At 73.7% G+C, this 17,705-nt stretch carries 17 protein-coding genes; 9 read left to right on the top strand and 8 right to left on the bottom strand.

Annotated features, from left to right (window positions below; genetic code table 11):
- Positions 1–37 precede the first annotated feature (37 nt).
- Positions 38–1,516 carry a M14 family metallopeptidase gene (locus tag ACYVQV_RS11805; protein ID WP_461023488.1) on the bottom strand — a complete coding sequence of 493 codons (1,479 nt, stop codon included), beginning with the start codon at positions 1,514–1,516 and terminating at the stop codon, positions 38–40.
- A gap of 281 nt (positions 1,517–1,797) precedes the next feature.
- Between ACYVQV_RS11805 and ACYVQV_RS11800 the strand changes: the two genes are divergently transcribed.
- From ACYVQV_RS11800 to ACYVQV_RS11790, 3 genes are all read left to right on the top strand, one after another.
- Entirely contained in the window at positions 1,798–2,865 is a 1,068-nt protein-coding gene (locus ACYVQV_RS11800; protein ID WP_461023487.1) for a sensor histidine kinase, read from the top strand.
- Positions 2,862–3,467 (top strand): response regulator transcription factor, encoded by a 606-nt coding sequence (locus ACYVQV_RS11795; RefSeq protein WP_461023486.1) that lies wholly within the window; start codon positions 2,862–2,864, stop codon positions 3,465–3,467. Before ACYVQV_RS11800 ends, ACYVQV_RS11795 begins: the two co-directional genes overlap by 4 nt.
- A gap of 63 nt (positions 3,468–3,530) precedes the next feature.
- Positions 3,531–4,619, top strand: a complete 1,089-nt coding sequence (locus tag ACYVQV_RS11790; protein ID WP_461023485.1) for a hypothetical protein — start codon at positions 3,531–3,533, stop codon at positions 4,617–4,619.
- Here ACYVQV_RS11790 and ACYVQV_RS11785 read toward each other — a convergent pair.
- The 3 genes from ACYVQV_RS11785 to ACYVQV_RS11775 form a co-directional block, all read right to left on the bottom strand.
- Positions 4,527–4,748: a helix-turn-helix transcriptional regulator gene (locus ACYVQV_RS11785; protein WP_461023544.1), complete on the bottom strand. Its 222-nt coding sequence runs from the start codon at positions 4,746–4,748 to the stop codon at positions 4,527–4,529. The two genes, ACYVQV_RS11790 and ACYVQV_RS11785, sit on opposite strands and share 93 nt — an antisense overlap.
- A gap of 97 nt (positions 4,749–4,845) precedes the next feature.
- Positions 4,846–5,706: an ABC transporter permease gene (locus tag ACYVQV_RS11780; protein ID WP_461023484.1), complete on the bottom strand. Its 861-nt coding sequence runs from the start codon at positions 5,704–5,706 to the stop codon at positions 4,846–4,848.
- Positions 5,703–6,659, bottom strand: a complete 957-nt coding sequence (locus ACYVQV_RS11775) for an ABC transporter ATP-binding protein (protein ID WP_461023543.1) — start codon at positions 6,657–6,659, stop codon at positions 5,703–5,705. The genes ACYVQV_RS11780 and ACYVQV_RS11775 overlap by 4 nt, the downstream gene beginning before the upstream one ends.
- Positions 6,660–6,941: 282 nt before the next feature.
- Here ACYVQV_RS11775 and ACYVQV_RS11770 point away from each other — a divergent pair, with 282 nt between their 5' ends.
- The 5 genes from ACYVQV_RS11770 (at position 6,942) to ACYVQV_RS11750 (ending at position 12,397) form a co-directional block, all read left to right on the top strand.
- Positions 6,942–8,105 (top strand): right-handed parallel beta-helix repeat-containing protein, encoded by a 1,164-nt coding sequence (locus ACYVQV_RS11770; RefSeq protein WP_461023483.1) that lies wholly within the window; start codon positions 6,942–6,944, stop codon positions 8,103–8,105.
- Positions 8,106–8,321: 216 nt separating this feature from the next.
- Complete coding sequence (gene dnaK, locus ACYVQV_RS11765; protein WP_461023482.1) at positions 8,322–10,214, top strand: molecular chaperone DnaK; 1,893 nt, start codon at positions 8,322–8,324, stop codon at positions 10,212–10,214.
- Positions 10,211–10,849, top strand: coding sequence for a nucleotide exchange factor GrpE (gene grpE, locus ACYVQV_RS11760; protein WP_461023481.1), 639 nt, complete (start codon positions 10,211–10,213; stop codon positions 10,847–10,849). The genes dnaK and grpE overlap by 4 nt, the downstream gene beginning before the upstream one ends.
- Positions 10,850–10,889: 40 nt before the next feature.
- The gene (locus ACYVQV_RS11755; protein ID WP_461023480.1) at positions 10,890–11,921 is read left to right on the top strand and encodes a DnaJ C-terminal domain-containing protein; all 1,032 of its coding nucleotides are present in this window, start codon (positions 10,890–10,892) and stop codon (positions 11,919–11,921) included.
- Positions 11,921–12,397, top strand: coding sequence for a heat shock protein transcriptional repressor HspR (locus tag ACYVQV_RS11750; RefSeq protein WP_461023479.1), 477 nt, complete (start codon positions 11,921–11,923; stop codon positions 12,395–12,397). The genes ACYVQV_RS11755 and ACYVQV_RS11750 overlap by 1 nt, the downstream gene beginning before the upstream one ends.
- Before the next feature lie 118 nt (positions 12,398–12,515).
- Here ACYVQV_RS11750 and ACYVQV_RS11745 read toward each other — a convergent pair whose 3' ends face one another.
- From ACYVQV_RS11745 to ACYVQV_RS11735, 3 genes are all read right to left on the bottom strand, one after another.
- A complete protein-coding gene (locus ACYVQV_RS11745; RefSeq protein ID WP_461023542.1) occupies positions 12,516–13,727 on the bottom strand; it encodes a sugar ABC transporter permease in 1,212 nt (403 codons plus the stop codon).
- Positions 13,728–13,768: 41 nt separating this feature from the next.
- The gene (locus ACYVQV_RS11740) at positions 13,769–14,671 is read right to left on the bottom strand and encodes an ATP-binding cassette domain-containing protein (protein WP_461023478.1); all 903 of its coding nucleotides are present in this window, start codon (positions 14,669–14,671) and stop codon (positions 13,769–13,771) included.
- 118 nt (positions 14,672–14,789) lie between these two features.
- Positions 14,790–15,818: a sugar ABC transporter substrate-binding protein gene (locus ACYVQV_RS11735; protein WP_461023541.1), complete on the bottom strand. Its 1,029-nt coding sequence runs from the start codon at positions 15,816–15,818 to the stop codon at positions 14,790–14,792.
- Between the two features lie 288 nt (positions 15,819–16,106).
- Between ACYVQV_RS11735 and ACYVQV_RS11730 the strand changes: the two genes are divergently transcribed.
- Entirely contained in the window at positions 16,107–17,279 is a 1,173-nt protein-coding gene (locus ACYVQV_RS11730) for an ROK family transcriptional regulator (protein ID WP_461023477.1), read from the top strand.
- A 66-nt stretch (positions 17,280–17,345) separates the two neighbouring features.
- Here the strand turns inward: ACYVQV_RS11730 and ACYVQV_RS11725 are convergent, their stop codons facing one another.
- A complete protein-coding gene (locus ACYVQV_RS11725) occupies positions 17,346–17,699 on the bottom strand; it encodes an ArsR/SmtB family transcription factor (protein ID WP_461023476.1) in 354 nt (117 codons plus the stop codon).
- Positions 17,700–17,705 lie beyond the last annotated feature (6 nt).

Here is a 17,705-nt window from a genome sequence, read left to right as displayed (position 1 = left end):
GCACGTCAGCCGGCGGTGGCAGCCGGCCCGACGCTGGTCAGCCGCACTCGACCGGCACGGCGTCCACCAGGTTGAAGTTGGCCCGCTCGTCGAGCAGCAGCGGGATGATCGGCTGGCGCTCCTGGGCCATCGACACGGTGACCGTGCGACCCTCGCGGGTGAACTCGATGCCGTGCAGGTTCATCGTGCGCCGCACCTCGCGCAGCTGCTCGACGGTGAGCTCGTACGCGCACGGCGGGTCGAGGTCGACGGCGCTCGGCGACGGCAGCATGTTGTCGGCTCCGGCGAAGAAGAACGGCAGCTCGCCGCTGGCGCCCTCCTCGACCGCCTGCTGTGCCGCCTCGCGGGTGGTCGCGAGGATCTGCGCCCCCTGCTCGAGCATGAGGTCCAGCGTCGCCTGGTTGGCGAGGACGTGCGTGCGCACACGCCGGATCTTGTTCTCGGTCTCGGTCTCGTCGTCGTCGAAGTCGTTGACCCGGCTCTCGGTGAGCTGCCCCACCTTGTGCTTGAGGCCCATCATGTTGCGCATGATGCGCTCGTCCTCGTTGCCCGCGACCTGGGCGATCGGGCGGCCGTCGGGGCCGTACCAGATGCCGTAGTCGCCGGTCGTGTACCCCTCGTACTGGACGGTGGGGTCGATGTAGTCCCTGGCCAGCGACTGGGCGACGGCGCGCACGTCCTCGTCCACGTTGAGGTTGCGCGGCCACAGCCTGATGAGGTCGCGGTCGTAGACGTCGGGGCGGCCGCCGTACTCGTGGGCGTCGAGGACGACCTGGGGCCGGTAGTCACGCAGGACCCTGGCGAGCGCCTGTCCCTCGTTGGTCTCCAGCACGAGGTGGTCGCGGTTGACGTCGATGCCCTGGCTGTTGCCGCGGGTGTCGGCGGCCCGGCCGTCGGGGTTGGCGGTCGGGACGACCAGGACGGTGGTGCGCTGCAGCAGCCGGCCGGTCGCGGGGGTGTCGTCGTACGCCAGGTCGCGGATCAGCTGCAGGCACGACTCGCGACCCGCCGGCTCGTTGCCGTGCTGGGAGCACGCGAACAGGATCGTGCTGCCCGCAGCCACCTGCTCGGGCGTCCGCGGCTCGGCACCGAGCTGCGCCATCCAGATGGGGCGACCCTGCAGCGTCGTCCCGATCCGACCGAGGCTCATGCGGTCGCTGCCCTGGTCCACCTGGCGCAGGAACTGGCGTTCCTCCTCGAGGGTGGTCCAGTCGGCGCCGCCCCGCTGCTCGAAGCCGGTGAGCGGGCCGTCGTCCACGGCCTGGGCGGGGGCCTGCGCGGCGGGCCCGTCGGCCTTGACGGGAGCGTCGAGCGCGGTCTTGTCCGGTGCGCCGACCCCCTGCTCAGGGATCTCCTCCGGAGCGGGCTCGACGGCTTGCGGGAACGCCACGTCGGCGTCCGCCGGCGGCGCGGCGCCCGCGGTGCTGCCGACCGCGAGGGCACCGACGACGGCCATGGCCGCCGTGGTGGTGACCGCGACGAGCTGGGCCCTGCTGGTGAGTCTGCTGCGGTGCACGGGGACCTCCAGGTGAGGGGTTGGCGACCCCACGGATGAGACTCCCCCGGCGCGGCCGGAGGCAATGAAACGTCCCGCTTTGCCCAGGTTGTGCCCCTGTCGGTGGGTGAACGCCCACGTCGCTGCCCCTCGCCGGTCCGGATGCCGTCAGGACGCGGTCACCGTCAGGACGCGGTCACCGTCGCGGCCGGGACGCCCGTGCCGAGCCGTGGCGCGTGACATCTGTCAGGAGACCGTTCCCGTCGGGTCCGCGAGCGCTCCGGCGGGAGCACAATCCGGCTATGGGTGCCCGGTTCTGGAGCGGCGTGTACCTCGTCTTCCTCGCCTGGCCGGTGCTGGTCCACCTCGAGACCCGGCCCGGCGGTCCCGAGGCCGCCGTCGTGCTCGCGGGGGCCCTGGCGTTCGCCGGCCTGTACCTGCGGGTCGTGTGGACGGCGCTGGACAGCCCTCGTGCCGGCCGGCGCCGCGGGGAGCTCGCCCTGCTGATGGTCCTGGGGGCGGCCCTGGCCGTGCCCCTGCGTGAGCCGTGGCTGCTGGTGAGCATGTTCTTCGTCGTCACCGCACTGGTCACCAGCCTCGCCTCGCGTGCGGCCGTGGCCGGCGTCGGGGTCGTGGTCGTCCTCCAGGTCGTGCACGCGCTCCTCTCACGGGCGCCGGCGAGCGAGCTCTGGTGGCTGCCGCTGCAGACCGTGCTCTTCGCCGGGGCCGTCTCGGGCTACCTGCGCTCGCAGCGGGCGCAGGAGAACCTGCTGCGCTCCCGCGCCCTGGGCGAGCGCCTGGCGGTGGAGAACGAGCGGCTGCGTTTCTCGCGCGACCTGCACGACGTGCTGGGGCACAGCCTGTCCGTGATGGCGATCAAGAGCGAGCTGGCCCGGCGCCTGGTCCCCACGTCGCCGGGCCGCGCGGCGACGCAGATGCAGGAGGTGGAGGAGCTGTCGCGGTCCGCGCTCGTCCAGATGCGCCAGGCCGTCACCGGCTACCGACGGCTCAGCCTCGAGGACGCCGTCGACCAGGCGCGCGAGGCCCTCGGTGCGGCCGGGGTCGTCGCCGAGGTCGAGGTGCACGACGTCCCGGCCCGGGCGGGGGAGGTCCTGGCCTGGGTGGTCAGGGAGGGGGTGACCAACGTGGTCCGGCACAGCGGCGCGACGCGCTGCAGGCTGGCGTGCGGGACCGGTCGCGACCACGCGTACGCCGAGGTGCGGGACGACGGGCGACCGGACCCCCGCGCGCGGCCGGGGACGGGGCTGCTGGGGCTGGCCGAGCGCGTGGAGGCCGCCGGCGGCCGGCTGACCAGCGGCGGGGCCGGTGGTGGGGGCTTCCGGCTCCGGGCGACGCTGCCGCTGACGTGATCACGCTCCTGCTCGCCGACGACCAGCACCTGGTCCGCGAGGCGCTGGCCGCCCTCCTGGGTCTCGAACCGGACCTCGAGGTGGTGGCCCAGGTGGCCCGCGGGGACGACGTCGTCCCCGCCGTCCACCGCCACCGTCCCGACGTCGTCCTCCTCGACATCGAGATGCCGGGCAGGGACGGTCTGCGGGTGGCGGAGGACCTGCGCGCCGTCCCGCACGGGCCGCGCGTCGTGGTGCTGACGACCTTCGCGCGGCCGGGGTACCTGCACCGCGCCCTCGGCGCCGGAGCCGCGGGCTTCCTCGGCAAGGACGCGCGGGGAGGCGAGCTGGCGGAGGCGATCCGACGGGTCGACGGCGGGGAGGTCGTCCTCGACCCCGCGCTCGCCGAGGCGGCGCGCGGTGTCGGGGCCAGCCCCCTGACACCTCGGGAGGTCGACGTGCTGAGGGTCGCGGCGAGCGGCGCGCCCGTCGCTGTGGTCGCGCGCCGTCTCTTCCTCGCCGAGGGCACCGTGCGCAACTACCTGTCCGGGGCGATGGCCAAGACGGGTGCGGCCACCCGCGCCGAGGCCGTGCGCGTCGCCGCCGACAACGGCTGGCTGTGAGACGGCCGGCTGCAGGAGGTTTCGCACTACCGGACGGATCGGGCGTCGACCGACGCTGGGACCGTGTCCAGACACCTCACCCCCGCAGCCGGCCTGTTCGTCCTCGCACCGCTCGTCGCCGAGTTCCTCCTCGGGAACCTGCCGCTGACCATGCTGCCCGCCCTGGTGACCCTCGCCCCGCTCTACGGGGGCGGCGCCCTGCTCGTCCGCGAGCTGTCGCGGCGCCGGGACTCCGGCTGGCCGGGGATCCTGCTGCTCGGCGTGGCCTTCGGCCTCGTCCAGGAGGCGTTCGTCACCCGCACCCTGACCGACCGGGACTACGCCGGGTTGGGCCTCCTGGAGATCGCGCACGTGCCGGCCCTTGGCGTGGGCGCGTGGTGGACGGTGTTCGTCCTGGTGGTGCACGCGGTGTGGAGCGTCGCCCTGCCTGTCGCGCTGGTCGAGTCGCTCAGCAGCCCGCCGCGGGACGCGGCGTGGCTGGGCCGGTCGGGCGTGGTCTCCTGCGCGGTGGTCACGCTGCTCGGCGGCGTGGGGGCGAGCGCGTTCGCCGAGGCGGGACGCGCACCCAGCGGGCCGCAGTCGGCGGCGGTGCTCGCGGTCGCCGGTGGCCTCGCGGTGGTCGGGCTGCGGCGCCGCGCCACGCCGACCCGTCCGCTCGCGCGGGGTGGTGGCCGCGCGCCGGCGCCGGTGCTGGTCGGGCTCCTGGCGCTGACGGCGGGGTCGGTCTTCTGGGCGTCGGCGGCTGCGCTCGACGACGTCGTGCGACTCGTCGGCGAGTGGGGCACCGTGGCGCTCTACGTGCTGCTCCCGTCGACCGCCGCCGTCGCCGTGGTCCGTTGGTCCCGCCGACCGGGGTGGGGTGACCGGCACGTGCTCGCGCTCGCCGCCGCCGGGGTGCTCACCTACGTCTGGCACTCCTTCGTCCAGCCCTCGGCCGTGCCGGTGGACCCGAGAGTCGACCTGGTGGGGGACGTCGTGCTCGCGGTGGCTGCCCTGGTGCTGGTCGGGCTGGCCGCCACCCGCTCCGGGATGCCCTCCGACCGGGCCACGAGGCGCGGGTCAGCGGGGCCCGGGGCCGATCAGCGGGAAGGGGTCCAGCGCGAAGACGAACTCGACCGGTACCTCGAAGTACCGGGCGATGCGAAGCGCTAGGTGCAGGCTCGGCGCGTACTCGCCCCGCTCGAGGTAGCCGACCGTCTGGTAGTGCACCCCGAGCGCCTCGGCGAGCTGGCGACGGGTGACCCCGCGCTCCACCCTCAGCATCGCGATCCGGTTGTGCACGGCGTCCGGTGTGGCCTGCGGGCCGGTGCCCGTCCGACCGTCGGCGGGCTCGTCGGACGGCGGCGCGTCCCGCGGCGCGGACCGCTGGCCGGTGCGCTCAGACACGCTGCAGGACCTTCTGCTGGCGCGCGGCCACGGTCGCACCGGACTCCCGGCGGGCCATGCGGCGCAGCAGCGTCGGGGCCAGGGCGAGGCCGACGACGGCCCACACGACGAGCACGGCGACCGCCAGCGGCGTCCGGTCGCCTTCCCCGATCGCGGTGAGCGCCTCGGCCGGCAGGACCGCCTCCCGCATGCCGACCCCGAGCCAGTACAGCGGCGTGACCCGCCCGACGGCCTGGGCCCAGCCCGGCAGCGCGTCGAACGGGATGAAGAGCCCGCTGACCGCGACCAGCCCGCCCATGACCAGGAAGCCCCACCCGCCGACGCTGCGCGGGTTGGTGAAGACGGAGCCGATCGCCAGGCCCAGCGGGATGCAGGCCAGCAGCGCCAGCAGGACGAGCCCCGTCACGGCCAGGACGGTGCCGGCCACCTGGGCGCCACCGCCGCCCCACAGGCCGGGCACGACCACGGTGGCGATGACGAGCGTGAGGACGACGCCGAAGAGGGCCTCGACGGCCGTGCGGGTGACCTGGCCCGCGACGTACCCGGTCATGCCGTGCGGGACGGACTTCATCCGCAGCAGCGTGCCGTCCTCGCGCTCCGTGGTCACGGCGGTCGCCAGCCCGTACGCGGCGGTGAAGAGGATGATGAACGCCAGCACACCGGGGACCATGAACAGCGCCAGCGGCATCCCGGTGCCGGCGATCTCGTTGTCCCGGTTGGCCCACAGCACCGTGGCGTAGACGGCGTTGCCGATCACGTAGTAGCCGATGTCCTCGGGGGCGCGCAGGCTCTTGCCGAACTCCAGGCGGCCCCGCCGCGAGCCGGACAGGACGGCGTTCCGCAGGGGGCTCACGACCGGACCCCCGTCGCCCGCGGGGACGGTTGCTGGGCGGGCTGCTCCCCGGGGCCCTGGGGGGCCGCGGCAGCCACGGGGGGCACGCCGTCGGCGGTCCCCGGGGCCGCCGACCCACCGGGTTCGCTGCGGACGACCATCGCCAGGTAGGTGTCCTCCAGGGTGGTGCGGCGCACCTCCAGCTCGCTGACGTCGTCGTGGTGGGCGAGCAGGTCGCGCACGAACGCCGTGCCGTCGTCCGTGGCGTGCACGTGGCGGTGGCCGTCCTCGAGCCAGCGGACCTCGGTGGCGCCTGCCACCTGCCGGGCGAGCTCGTCGGCGCTGCCGTTCGCGACGATCCGGCCGCGGTCGAGGATGAGGATGCGGTCGGCGAGCCGCTCCGCCTCGGACAGGTCGTGCGTGGTCAGGAGCACGGTGGTGTCCTCGAGGTCGGACAGCCGGTGCACGAGGTCGTGGAAGTCGCGGCGGGCGACGGGGTCGAACCCGGCGGTGGGCTCGTCGAGGAAGAGCAGCTCCGGCCGGCCCACGATGCCCACGGCGACGTCGAGCCGCCGTCGCTGGCCGCCGGAGAGCTTCTTGACCGGGGTGCCGGCCTGCGCTGCGAGCCCGACGCGGTCGAGCAGCTCGTCGGTGGGGTAGGGGCGTGGGCGCTCCGGCCGGCTGAACGGCCGGTAGTAGGAGCCGAGGTGGCCGAGCAGCTCGCCGACCCGCCAGCGGCCGTGGTCGCGCCACGACTGCAGGACGACGCCCACGCCGGCGCGCCAGGTCTCGTCGCCGTGGACGGGGTCGGACCCCAGCACCGTGACGTCGCCGGCGGAGCGTGCGCGGAAGCCCTCGAGGATCTCGATGGTCGTGGTCTTGCCCGCGCCGTTGGGCCCGAGGAGCGCCACGACCTCCCCGCGGTGGACCTCGAAGGAGACGCCGTGGAGCACGTCCACGTCGCCGTAGCGCATCCGCAGGTCGCGGACCCGGACGACCGGGTCGCCTGCCTGGTCGAGGACGTCCACCGCCCACCTCCGTCGTAGGTCGAGGTCAATATGTAGCACAACTGCTATAGGAGTGGGTAGACGTCCGCGCAGTCGTCGTGGGGGCGCGTGCCGAGGCGAGGCACGGGGTCCGCAGGTCTGCCCGAAGGTGCAGGCCGCCCGCGACCACCGGTTCCGCGGGCCCGCGGCTCGCCAGCATGGGCCGTCACCCGCCGCCGGGGCGGGTCGTCCACATCGGGGGGAACCACCGTGCGCCTGCGTCTCGCCACCACCGCCTGCACCGTCCTGACCTCGGCCCTGGTCACCGCCGTCGGCCTGGCGCCGCCGTCCACCGCGGCGGCGGGCGCCGGGGACGCCGTCCCGGTCCCCGGCTGCGGTGCCGTCCTCACCGCCGACGCCTACCTCGTGGCGGACCTGGCGTGCGGCGACGGCGTCGCCATCCGCGTCGGCGACGGCGTCACCCTCGACCTGCGCGGCCGCACCCTGAGCGGGGCAGGGCCCGCGAGCTCCTCGCTCGGCGTCGTCCTCGGTGCCGGCTCCACCGTCCGCCGGGGGGTGGTCACCGGCTTCCACACCGGCATCAGCGCAGGGGCGGTGGGGACCGCCACGGTCGAGCGGGTCACCGTCACCAGCACCTCGACGGGCCTGCTGAGCGCCGGGTGGGTCGTCGAGCCGTGGGACGGGGTCGTGCGCGTGCACGGCTCCCGGTTCGAGTCCAACACGACGGGGATCCGCGGCGGCGACTTCGGACGGGTCGAGGTCCGTGACTCCGCCTTCGTGGACAACCACTGGGGCGTGGACGTCGAGCGCGGTTCGGGTGGGGCGCTGCTGGAGGACAGCCTGATCGAGGGCGGCTCGACCGGCCTGCTGTGCAGCGAGATGACCTGCGAGGTCCGCGGCGGCTCCGTCCGGTCGAGCGCGGAGGAGGGCGTGTTCCAGTACGAGGGCCACGTCACCCTGGACCGGACCCTGCTGGCGGACAACGGCACGGGCTTCTCCGGCAGCTTCGGGACGGCCCGGGTCACCGACGCCACGTTCCGCGGCAACGGGACGGGGGTGCGCAGCGGACTCGGCCAGGGGGTGACGCTCGACCGCGGGGTCCTCGTGGGCAACGGAACCGGCTTCCACGTCCCTTCCGCCGCGGCGGTGGGGTCATCGGCGCCGCGACCGGCGGGCGGGCTCGCGACCGCGTCCGACCCGGCGTCCGACCCGGCGACCGACACGGTGCGCGACAGCCGCTTCCACGACAACGGGGACGGCGTCCTGGTCGAGGACCCGGGTGCGGAGCTCGGCGGCAACACCGCGGTCCGCAACAGCGGCTGGGGCCTGTACGCGCCCGGCGCGGTGGACCTGGGTGGGAACCGGGCCTGGGGCAACGGCCGGACCCCCCAGTGTGTCGGGGTCGTCTGCTGAGGCGCGAGCGCCAGGTCGGGTGACGCGCAGGCGTCACCCGACCGCGCCGTCGTCCGTGGGAACAGGCATCACCTCCGCAGGGTTGAGTCAGGTGGACTCAGTTCTCCTCAGCCTCGGTTTGACAGAGCGGGCGCGAGGACGAACAGTTGAGCCCAGCAGACGCAAGGCCGTCGAGGTCGGCGTCCCCGAACCGAGCACCAGCGGAGGAATGCAGACATGGCACGAGCGGTCGGTATCGACCTGGGCACCACCAACTCCGTGGTGTCCGTCCTGGAGGGTGGCGAGCCCACCGTCATCGCGAACGCCGAGGGCGGGCGCACCACGCCGTCCGTCGTCGCCTTCGCCAAGTCCGGCGAGCCGCTCGTCGGCGAGATCGCCAAGCGGCAGGCCGTCACCAACGTCGACCGCACCATCCGGTCCGTCAAGCGCCACATGGGCACCGACTGGACCGTCGAGATCGACGACAAGAAGTACACGCCGCAGGAGATCTCCGCGCGCGTGCTGCAGAAGCTCAAGCGGGACGCCGAGGAGTACCTGGGCGAGCCGGTCACCGACGCCGTCATCACCGTCCCGGCGTACTTCGACGACCACCAGCGCCAGAGCACGAAGGAGGCCGGCGAGATCGCCGGCATGAACGTGCTCCGCATCATCAACGAGCCCACCGCGGCGGCCCTCGCGTACGGCCTGGACAAGGGCAAGGAGGACGAGCTCATCCTCGTCTTCGACCTCGGCGGCGGCACGTACGACGTGTCGCTGCTCGAGGTCGGCAAGGACGCCGAGGACGGCTTCTCCACCATCCAGGTGCGCGCCACCAGCGGCGACAACCACCTCGGCGGCGACGACTGGGACCAGCGCGTCGTCGACCACCTGGTCACCACGGTGAAGAACAGCAGCGGCGTGGACCTGTCCAAGGACAAGATCGCCATGCAGCGCCTGCGCGAGGCCGCCGAGCAGGCCAAGAAGGAGCTGTCCTCGGCGACCAGCACGACGATCTCGCTGCAGTACCTGTCGATGACCGACAACGGCCCGGTCCACCTGGACGAGAAGCTGACCCGGGCGCAGTTCGAGCAGATGACCAAGGACCTGCTGGAGCGCACCAAGCAGCCGTTCCGCAACGTCATCAAGGACGCCGACGTCTCCATCGGCGACATCGACCACATCGTGCTGGTCGGCGGCTCCACCCGGATGCCCGCAGTCGCCGAGGTGGTCCGCGAGCTCACCGGCGGCAAGGAGCCCAACAAGGGCGTCAACCCCGACGAGGTCGTCGCCGTCGGCGCCGCGCTGCAGGCCGGTGTCCTCAAGGGCGAGCGCAAGGACGTCCTGCTCATCGACGTCACCCCGCTGTCCCTGGGCATCGAGACCAAGGGCGGGATCATGACCAAGCTCATCGAGCGCAACACGGCCATCCCGACCAAGCGCTCCGAGGTCTTCACCACGGCCGACGACAACCAGCCGAGCGTGCAGATCCAGGTGTTCCAGGGCGAGCGCGAGCTGGCACAGCACAACAAGCCGCTCGGCAACTTCGAGCTGACCGGCATCGCGCCGGCGCCCCGCGGCGTCCCGCAGATCGAGGTCACCTTCGACATCGACGCCAACGGCATCGTGCACGTGTCCGCCAAGGACCGCGGCACCGGCAAGGAGCAGTCCATGACGATCTCCGGTGGCAGCGCGCTGCCGAAGGAGGAGATCGACCGCATGGTCCGCGACGCCGAGGCCCACGCCGAGGAGGACAAGAAGCGCCGCGAGGAGGCCGAGGTCCGCAACGGCGCCGAGCAGCTCGTCTACTCCACCGAGAAGTTCCTCACCGACAACGAGGACAAGCTCCCGGAGGAGAACAAGACCGAGGTCAAGGACGCGGTCGACGAGCTGAAGAAGGCGCTGGACGGCGACGACGTCGAGGCCATCAGGACGTCCCAGGCGAAGGTCGCCGAGGTCAGCCAGAAGATGGGCACCGCGATGTACGCGGCCGCGCAGGCGGCCGAGGGTGAGGGCGCCGCGGGCGCCGGCACCGGTGCGGACGCCGGCTCGACCGGTTCCGACGGCGCCTCCGCCGGCGCCGACGACGACGTCGTGGACGCCGAGATCGTCGACGAGGACGAGAAGAAGTGACCGAAGCGCACGAGCCGACCCACGGGTCGGGTCCGCACCCCGGCGCGGACGACGAGGCCCCCCACCAGGAGCCCGTCGTCCGCGACCGGCGGCGGATCGACCCCGACACCGGCGCCGTCCGCGACACCTCCACGCACCACGGGCGGCACGAGGCCCCCGAGGAGGAGGCGGCGCCCACCACCGCGGCCGACGCCGAGGCGCTGGGCGGTGAGGCGGCCACGCTGGCCGCCGAGCGGCTCGCGGACCTCCAGCGGCTGCAGGCCGAGTACGTCAACTACCGGCGGCGGGTCGAGCGCGACCGCGACGTGGCGCGCGACAGCGCCGTCGCCGGGGTCGTCGAGTCGCTGCTCCCGGTCCTGGACGACGTCTACTTCGCCCGCGTGCACGGCGACCTGACCGACGGGCCGTTCGCCGCCATCGCGGAGAAGCTCGAGGGCGTCCTGGCGCGCTACGGCGTCGAGCGGTACGGGGAGGTGGGCGAGGAGTTCGACCCCGCCGTCCACGAGGCGCTGATGCACCAGCACTCGGCGGACGTCACGGTCACCACCGTGACCCAGGTGATGCAGCCCGGGTACCGGGTGGGGGAGAAGGTCCTGCGCCCGGCCCGCGTCGGGGTCAGCGACCCCGAGGGCTGAGCACGACCACGATCACGAGCACGACGGGAGGGAGGCGCCGGTGACCGGGCAGGACTGGTTCGAGAAGGACTACTACGCCGCGCTCGGCGTCTCCAAGGACGCCTCGGCGGCCGAGGTCAAGAAGGCGTACCGCAAGCTCGCGCGGACGCTGCACCCGGACGCGAACCCGGGTGACGAGGCCGCCGAGGCGCGCTTCAAGGACGTGGGCGAGGCGTACTCGGTCCTGTCGGACCCCGAGAAGCGCAAGCAGTACGACGCCGTGCGCGCCATGGCGGGCGGCGCCCGGTTCACCGCCGGCGGCCCCGGTGGCGGAGCGGGCGGCTTCGAGGACCTGTTCGGTGGCCTGTTCGACGCCACCGGCGGCGGCGCCGGTGGGCAGCGGGTCCGCTTCACCACCGGCGGCGGGGGGCGCGGCCAGGCCGGCGGCGTCCCGCCCGGGTTCGAGGACCTCATCGGCGGGATGTTCGGAGCCGGCGGCGCCGGCGGGTTCGACCGCTTCGGCGGGACGCGCGGACCGCAGCCCGGTGCCGACGTCCAGGCCACCACGACCCTCGGGTTCCTGCAGGCCGTCGAGGGCTCGACGGTGACGTTGCGCTCCGGGGACGGCCAGCAGGTCACCGCGCGCATCCCGCCGGGCGTCCGGGACGGGCAGAAGATCCGTCTGCGCGGAAAGGGCCGCCCGGGCGACCCGGGGGCACCGAACGGCGACCTGGTGATCACCGTCGCGGTGCGGCCGCACCCCGTGTGGTCGCGGGACGGCGACAACCTGCGGATCACCGTGCCGGTGACGTTCCCCGAGGCCGCCCTCGGTGCGGAGATCCAGGTGCCGACGCCCGGCGGCGGCACGGTCCGGCTCAAGGTCCCCGCGGGGACGCCGTCCGGCCGAACGATGCGGGTGAAGGGCCGGGGCGTCGTGACGTCCAAGGGCACCGGTGACCTGCTCGTCACCGTCCAGGTGGCGGTGCCGCAGCGCCTGGACGGCGCGGCGCGCGAGGCCGTCGAGGCGTTCCGCGACGCGACGACGGGGTGGGACCCCAGGGAGGGGCTCACCGCACGGGCGGGTGAGGGTTGATGGCCGTCCGCGTGCCCGGCCTGGGGCCCGGCGCGGGTGGGGGCCTCGACGAGGACGCGCCGGTGTTCGTCATCTCCGTCGCCGCGCAGCTCGCCGGGATGCACCCGCAGACCCTGAGGCAGTACGACCGGCTGGGCCTGGTCTCACCGACCCGCACCCGCGGTCGGGGCCGTCGCTACTCGGCCCGCGACGTCGTGACCCTGCGCGAGGTGCAGCGGCTCTCCCAGGAGGAGGGTGTCAACCTCGCGGGCATCAAGCGCATCCTCGATCTCGAGCGGCAGGTCGAGGTGCTGCGCGAGCAGGTCGCCGACCTGCTCGACGAGCTCGAGCACGCCCGCGCCGCCGCCGGGCACGCGCGCCGCGTCTTCGCCGCCGGCCCCGCTGGCGAGGTGGTCGCCGTGCGGCCCGGACGTCGTCCCGACCGCTCGGCGTTCGGCCCCGGCTCCGCGCTGGTCGTCTGGCGCCCCCAGCGTTGACCCGCCCGGCCCCCCTCCCGTGCTGATCGTCAGACCGAGATGGGGGTGATCACCCCCATCTCGGTCTGACGATCAGTGCGGTCAGCGGGGTTCGGTCAGCAGTGGGGGCTGCGGCGGGTCAGGCGCGGCCGTGGGAGCGGCGGCTGCGGCGCGAGAGCGAGTCGACGGTGACCGCGAGCAGCAGCACCGCGCCGGTCACCATGTACCGCACGGACGAGTCGAGGTTCAGCAGCGTCAGGCCGCTGGAGATCGACATGATGACGAGCACGCCGAGCAGCGCGGAGTAGGCGCTGCCCCGTCCGCCGAAGAGGCTGGTCCCGCCGATGACCGCGGCGGCGATGGCGTTGAGGTTCGTGTCCGCCCCGCCGGAGCTCTGGTTCGCGGCCGCGACGCGGCTGGCGGCGAAGATGCCGCCGACCGCCGCGAGCGTCGACGTCAGCATGAACACGCTGACGTAGACCCGGTTGACCGCGATGCCGGCGCGCCGGGCCGCCTCCACGTTGCCGCCGACGGCGAAGACCGCACGGCCCCACCGGGTGCGGCGCAGCGCGACGTCCACCAGCACGACGAGCAGCGCGAACAGGGCGAACATCATGGACACGCCCCGGTCGATCTGCAGGTACCAGACGCCGAGCAGCAGGACGGCGGCGAGCAGGCCGGCGCGGACGGCGACCCCGGACAGCGGCGGCGTCGACAGTCCCGCGGCGGCGCGGCGCCGTCCGCCCACGACCCGCGTGGCGGCGTACGCGGCCGGGATCAGCACCGCCAGGGCGTACGCCACGGGGTCGGGCAGGAACGCCTGCTGGGCGAAGCGGACGACGGCGGAGTCGAACGGCAGGTTGATGGACCCGGTGTCGCCCAGCACGTACAGCTGGACGCCGAGGAAGCCGAGCAGGCCCGCCAGGGTGATGACGAAGCTCGGGACGCCGAAGCGCACGTACAGCAGCCCGTACAGCAGCCCGACGACGGTCCCGGCCGCGACGGCCAGGACGAGCGCCAGGGCCAGCGGGAGGCTGTTCTGGACGAAGGCGACGGCGAGGACGGCCGCCGAGACGCCGCTGACCGACCCGACGGACAGGTCGATCTCGGCGACGAGGAGCACCAGCACGACCCCGAGGGCGATGGTGCCGATCGCCGCCGACTGGAGCGTCAGGTTGACGAGGTTGCGGCTGGACAGGAAGACCGGGTTCAGGGCGTAGAACACCAGCCAGATGACGGCCAGTCCGACGACGACGGGGACGGCGCCGAGGTCCCCGGAGCGCAGTCGCCCGACGAACCGGGTGACGTGCCCGCGCAGGCCCTGCTCGTGCACGAGCCGGTCGTCCTGCAGGTCCGCGGGGAGCGCCGCGGCGGTGGGGGTGCTCGTGGTGCTCACGGGGTCTCCTCCGTCGGGGCGGTCGTGCCGGTGGTCGCGCTGGCGCTGGACGCGGTGGGGTCGCCACCTCGTGCGCCGGGGACGTCCTCGGGTCGGCGTCCCCGGGCCGCGCGCTGGGTCACCGCGTTCGTGGTGGCCCCGGTGATGGCGGCGACGACCTGCTCGTGGGTCGTGGTGTTGACGTCGAAGTCACCGTTGTTGCGCCCGAGCCGCAGGACGCTGATCCGGTCGGCGACGGCCATCACGTCGGCCATGTTGTGGCTGATGAGGATGACGGCCAGACCCTGGTCCCGCAGCGTCTCGACGAGGTTGAGCACCTCGGCGGTCTGCGCGACGCCGAGCGCGGCGGTCGGCTCGTCGAGCATGACGACCTTGGGGGCGCCGAGCAGGGAGCGGGCGATCGCGACCGTCTGCCGCTGACCGCCGGACAGGCTGGCGACGGGGATGCGGACCGACGGGATCTTCGCCGACAGCCGGCGCAGCAGCTCCCACGACCGGCGCTCCATCTCCACCTCGTCGAGCAGCCCGCCGGTGAGGGACTCGTTGCCGAGGAAGAGGTTCGCGACGACGTCCAGGTTGTCGCACAGGGCGAGGTCCTGGAAGACGGTGGCGATGCCGGTGCGCTGGGCCGCCGCGGGACCGTCGATGGTGACGGGTCGCCCGGCGAAGCGGACCTGGCCCGCGTCGGGCGGGTGCACGCCGGCGATCACCTTGACCAGCGTCGACTTGCCGGCGCCGTTGTCCCCGACGAGCGCGACGACCTCGCCGGCGTGGACGTCGAGGGAGACGTCGCTGAGCGCCTGCACGGCGCCGAAGCGCTTGGAGACGCCTCGCAGGGACAGGACCGGCTCACCGCGCCCGGTGGGCGCCGGGCCGGCCTCGGTCGTCGTGGTGGTCATGTGCCTCTCCGGGTCGCGGGGACTGCTGTGGTGTGCCGAGGACAGCCTGTCGCTGCCGCGGCGTCCGGGGGAGGGGGCGGGCCCCGCTCCCCCGGACGTCCGGCTCAGGACCGGTCGCTCAGGAGAGCCCGGCGGCCGCGCACGCGTCGGCGTACTCGGCGGTGCAGATCTCCTCGACCGAGTAGAACTCGTCGGCGACGATCGTGTCCGCGATGTTGTCGACCGTGACGGCGACCGGGTCGAGCAGCACCGAGGGGATGCCGTTGACCTCGTCGTCCGCCTCGTACGACTCGCCGCGGGCGAGCGCCACGGCCATCTCGGCGGCCGTCTCGGCCTCGGGCTTGATCGCCTTGTAGACGGTCATGAACTGGTCGCCCGCGACGATGCGCTGGATGGCGGACAGCTCGGCGTCCTGTCCGGTGACGGGCGGCAGCGGGGTGATGCCGGCGCCCTTCATCGCGGCGATGGCTCCGCCGGCGGTGCCGTCGTTGGCGGCGTACACGCCGACGAGGTCGGTCGACTGGGCGAGCTGGCCCTCCATCCAGGCCTGCGCCTGGTCCGGGCTCCAGTCGGGGGTGTCGTACTCGGCGGCGATGGTGTAGCCGCTGCTGTCCAGGACCGAGTGGGCACCGGCCTTGAACAGCGTGGCGTTGTTGTCCGTGGGCGAGCCGTTGATCATGACGAGGTTGCCGCTGGTCACGCCGTTCGCCGCCAGCTCGTCCACGAGCGCCTGGCCCTGGAGCTGGCCGACCCGCTCGTTGTCGAACGAGATGTAGTAGTCGATCGGGGCGTCGTTGATGAACCGGTCGTACGCGATGACCGGCACGTCCTGGCCCTTGGCCTCGTTGACGATGCTGGCGGCCGCGTTGGAGTCGACAGGGTCGAGGACCATGACGTCGACGCCCTCGGTGAGAGCGGCCTCGGCCTGCTGCAGCTGCTTGGCCTCGTCCTGGTCGGCGTTGGAGTAGACGACCTCGCACTCCTCGCAGAGCTCGGCGACCTTCGCCTCGAACAGCGGCCGGTCGAACGCCTCGTACCGCGTCGTCTTGGACTCGGGCAGCAGGAAGGCGATCTTCAGGGTCTCGCCGCCCTCGGCAGAGCCCTCGCCGCCGCCGTCGGCGGCCTCGTTGGCCCCGCAGGCGGCCATGCTCGCGGCGACGACGCCGGCGAGCGCGACGGTCAGCGACCGCCGGAGGATGGTGGTGCGCACGACTGAACCTCCCGGATGAGACGAGACGCCGACTGCGCTCGCGTGTCGGGTAGTGAATTGGCTTCAAGTGTTGGAGTCAAGACCTGAACGCAACGAATCGGTAACGCACGTCCGGGACGTCGCGCAGAGCCGTCCGCTAGCGGGCTGAGGTGGCGCTTACCTGCGAGAATGGACATGTCGGTCGGGGCTGCGGCGGCTCTCCCGCGTCCGGCTATGGTGTGCCCCATGTCGGTGACGCCACCGACGGCCCCCGGCTCCCAGACTTCACTGCGTGAAGCCAACCGCGCACGGGTCGTCGACGTGCTGCGGCGCTACGGCGCGCTCACGCAGGTGGAGGTGGCGACGGCGACGGGCCTGTCGCCGGCCACCGTCAGCAACATCGTCCGGGACCTCGTTGCCGCGGAGGTCGTCGACGTCACCCGGACCTCCCGCAGCGGACGCCGCGCCCAGCAGGTCTCGCTGGCCCGCACCGTCGGGGTCTGCGTGGGCGTGGACTTCGGCTACCGGCACCTGCGGGTCGCCGTCGCGGACCTGTCGCAGCAGGTCCTCGCCGAGCAGCGGCTGCCGCTGCCGGCCGACCACAAGGCCGACGAGGGACTCGACCGGGCCGCGCTGCTCGTCGGCGAGCTGCTCGAGCGCGTCGACTCCTCGCACGACGAGGTGGTCAGCGTGGGCATGGGGGTGCCCGCCCCCGTGGACGTCGTCACCGGCGAGGTGGGGTCCGCGACGATCCTGCCGGGGTGGGGCGGCATCCGGCTCGCCGACCAGCTCGCGGACCGGCTGCAGGCGCCCGTGCACGTCGACAACGACGCCAACCTCGGGGCGCTGGGGGAGGTCCAGCACGGTGCGGCCCGCGGCTGCTCGGACGCCGCCTACATCAAGGTCTCCCACGGGGTCGGCTCCGGCCTGGTCCTCGGCGGTCGGGTGTTCCGCGGCCACGGTGGCACCGCCGGGGAGATCGGCCACGTGACCATCGACGAGAACGGCGCGGTCTGCCGCTGCGGCAACCGCGGCTGCCTGGAGACGTTCGTGCGCGCACCGGTCCTGCTGGAGTCGCTGCGGACGACCCACGGCAGCATGTCGCTGGCGGAGGTCACCAAGCGCGCCCGCGCCGGGGACGCCGGCTGCGCCCGCGTCGTCGCCGACGCCGGACGTCACATCGGTGTGGCCGCCGCCAGCGTCTGCAACCTGCTCAACCCCGAGCGGGTCGTCGTGGGCGGCGGGCTCGCGGCCGCGGGCGACCTCCTCCTCGACCCCCTGCGGGACGTCGTCCGCCGGCTCGCGATCCCGTCCGCGGCCGAGCGGGTCACCGTCGTCGTCGGCGAGCTGCGGGAGCGGGCCGAGGTGATCGGCGCCCTGGCGCTGGCCGCCGAGCACGCCGCCGTGCGCACCGGCTGACGCGTCGTCTGCCGCTGCGTCGCAGGCGCCTCCTGCGACGGCCGGGCCGCGAGGCGCCGGGGGTCGTCAGGCGCGGTAGGCGTGCCGGTCGGCGCCCTCGGCGACGCCGGTGCTGTGCTCGGCGTGCGACAGGGCCTCCGCGAGCAGGCGGTGGACGTGCGGGTCGGTCGCCGAGTAGTAGACGAACGTCCCCTCGCGACGGTGGTCGACGAGGCCGGCGAGCCGCAGCTTGGACAGGTGCTGGCTGACCGCCGTCGTGGAGGACTGGACCAGCTCCGCCAGGGCGCCGACGCTGGACTCGCCCTGGAGCAGCGCCCAGAGGATCTTGACGCGTGTCGGGTCGGCGAGCATCCGGAACGAGTCCGCGGCGACGCGGGCGTGCCTGTCGTCGGGTACGGGCAGGACGGGGTCCGCGTGCACCCCGTC

The sequence above is a fragment of the Thalassiella azotivora genome, assembly GCF_054781695.1.
This window is presented reverse-complemented; position numbering and strand designations above follow the sequence as displayed.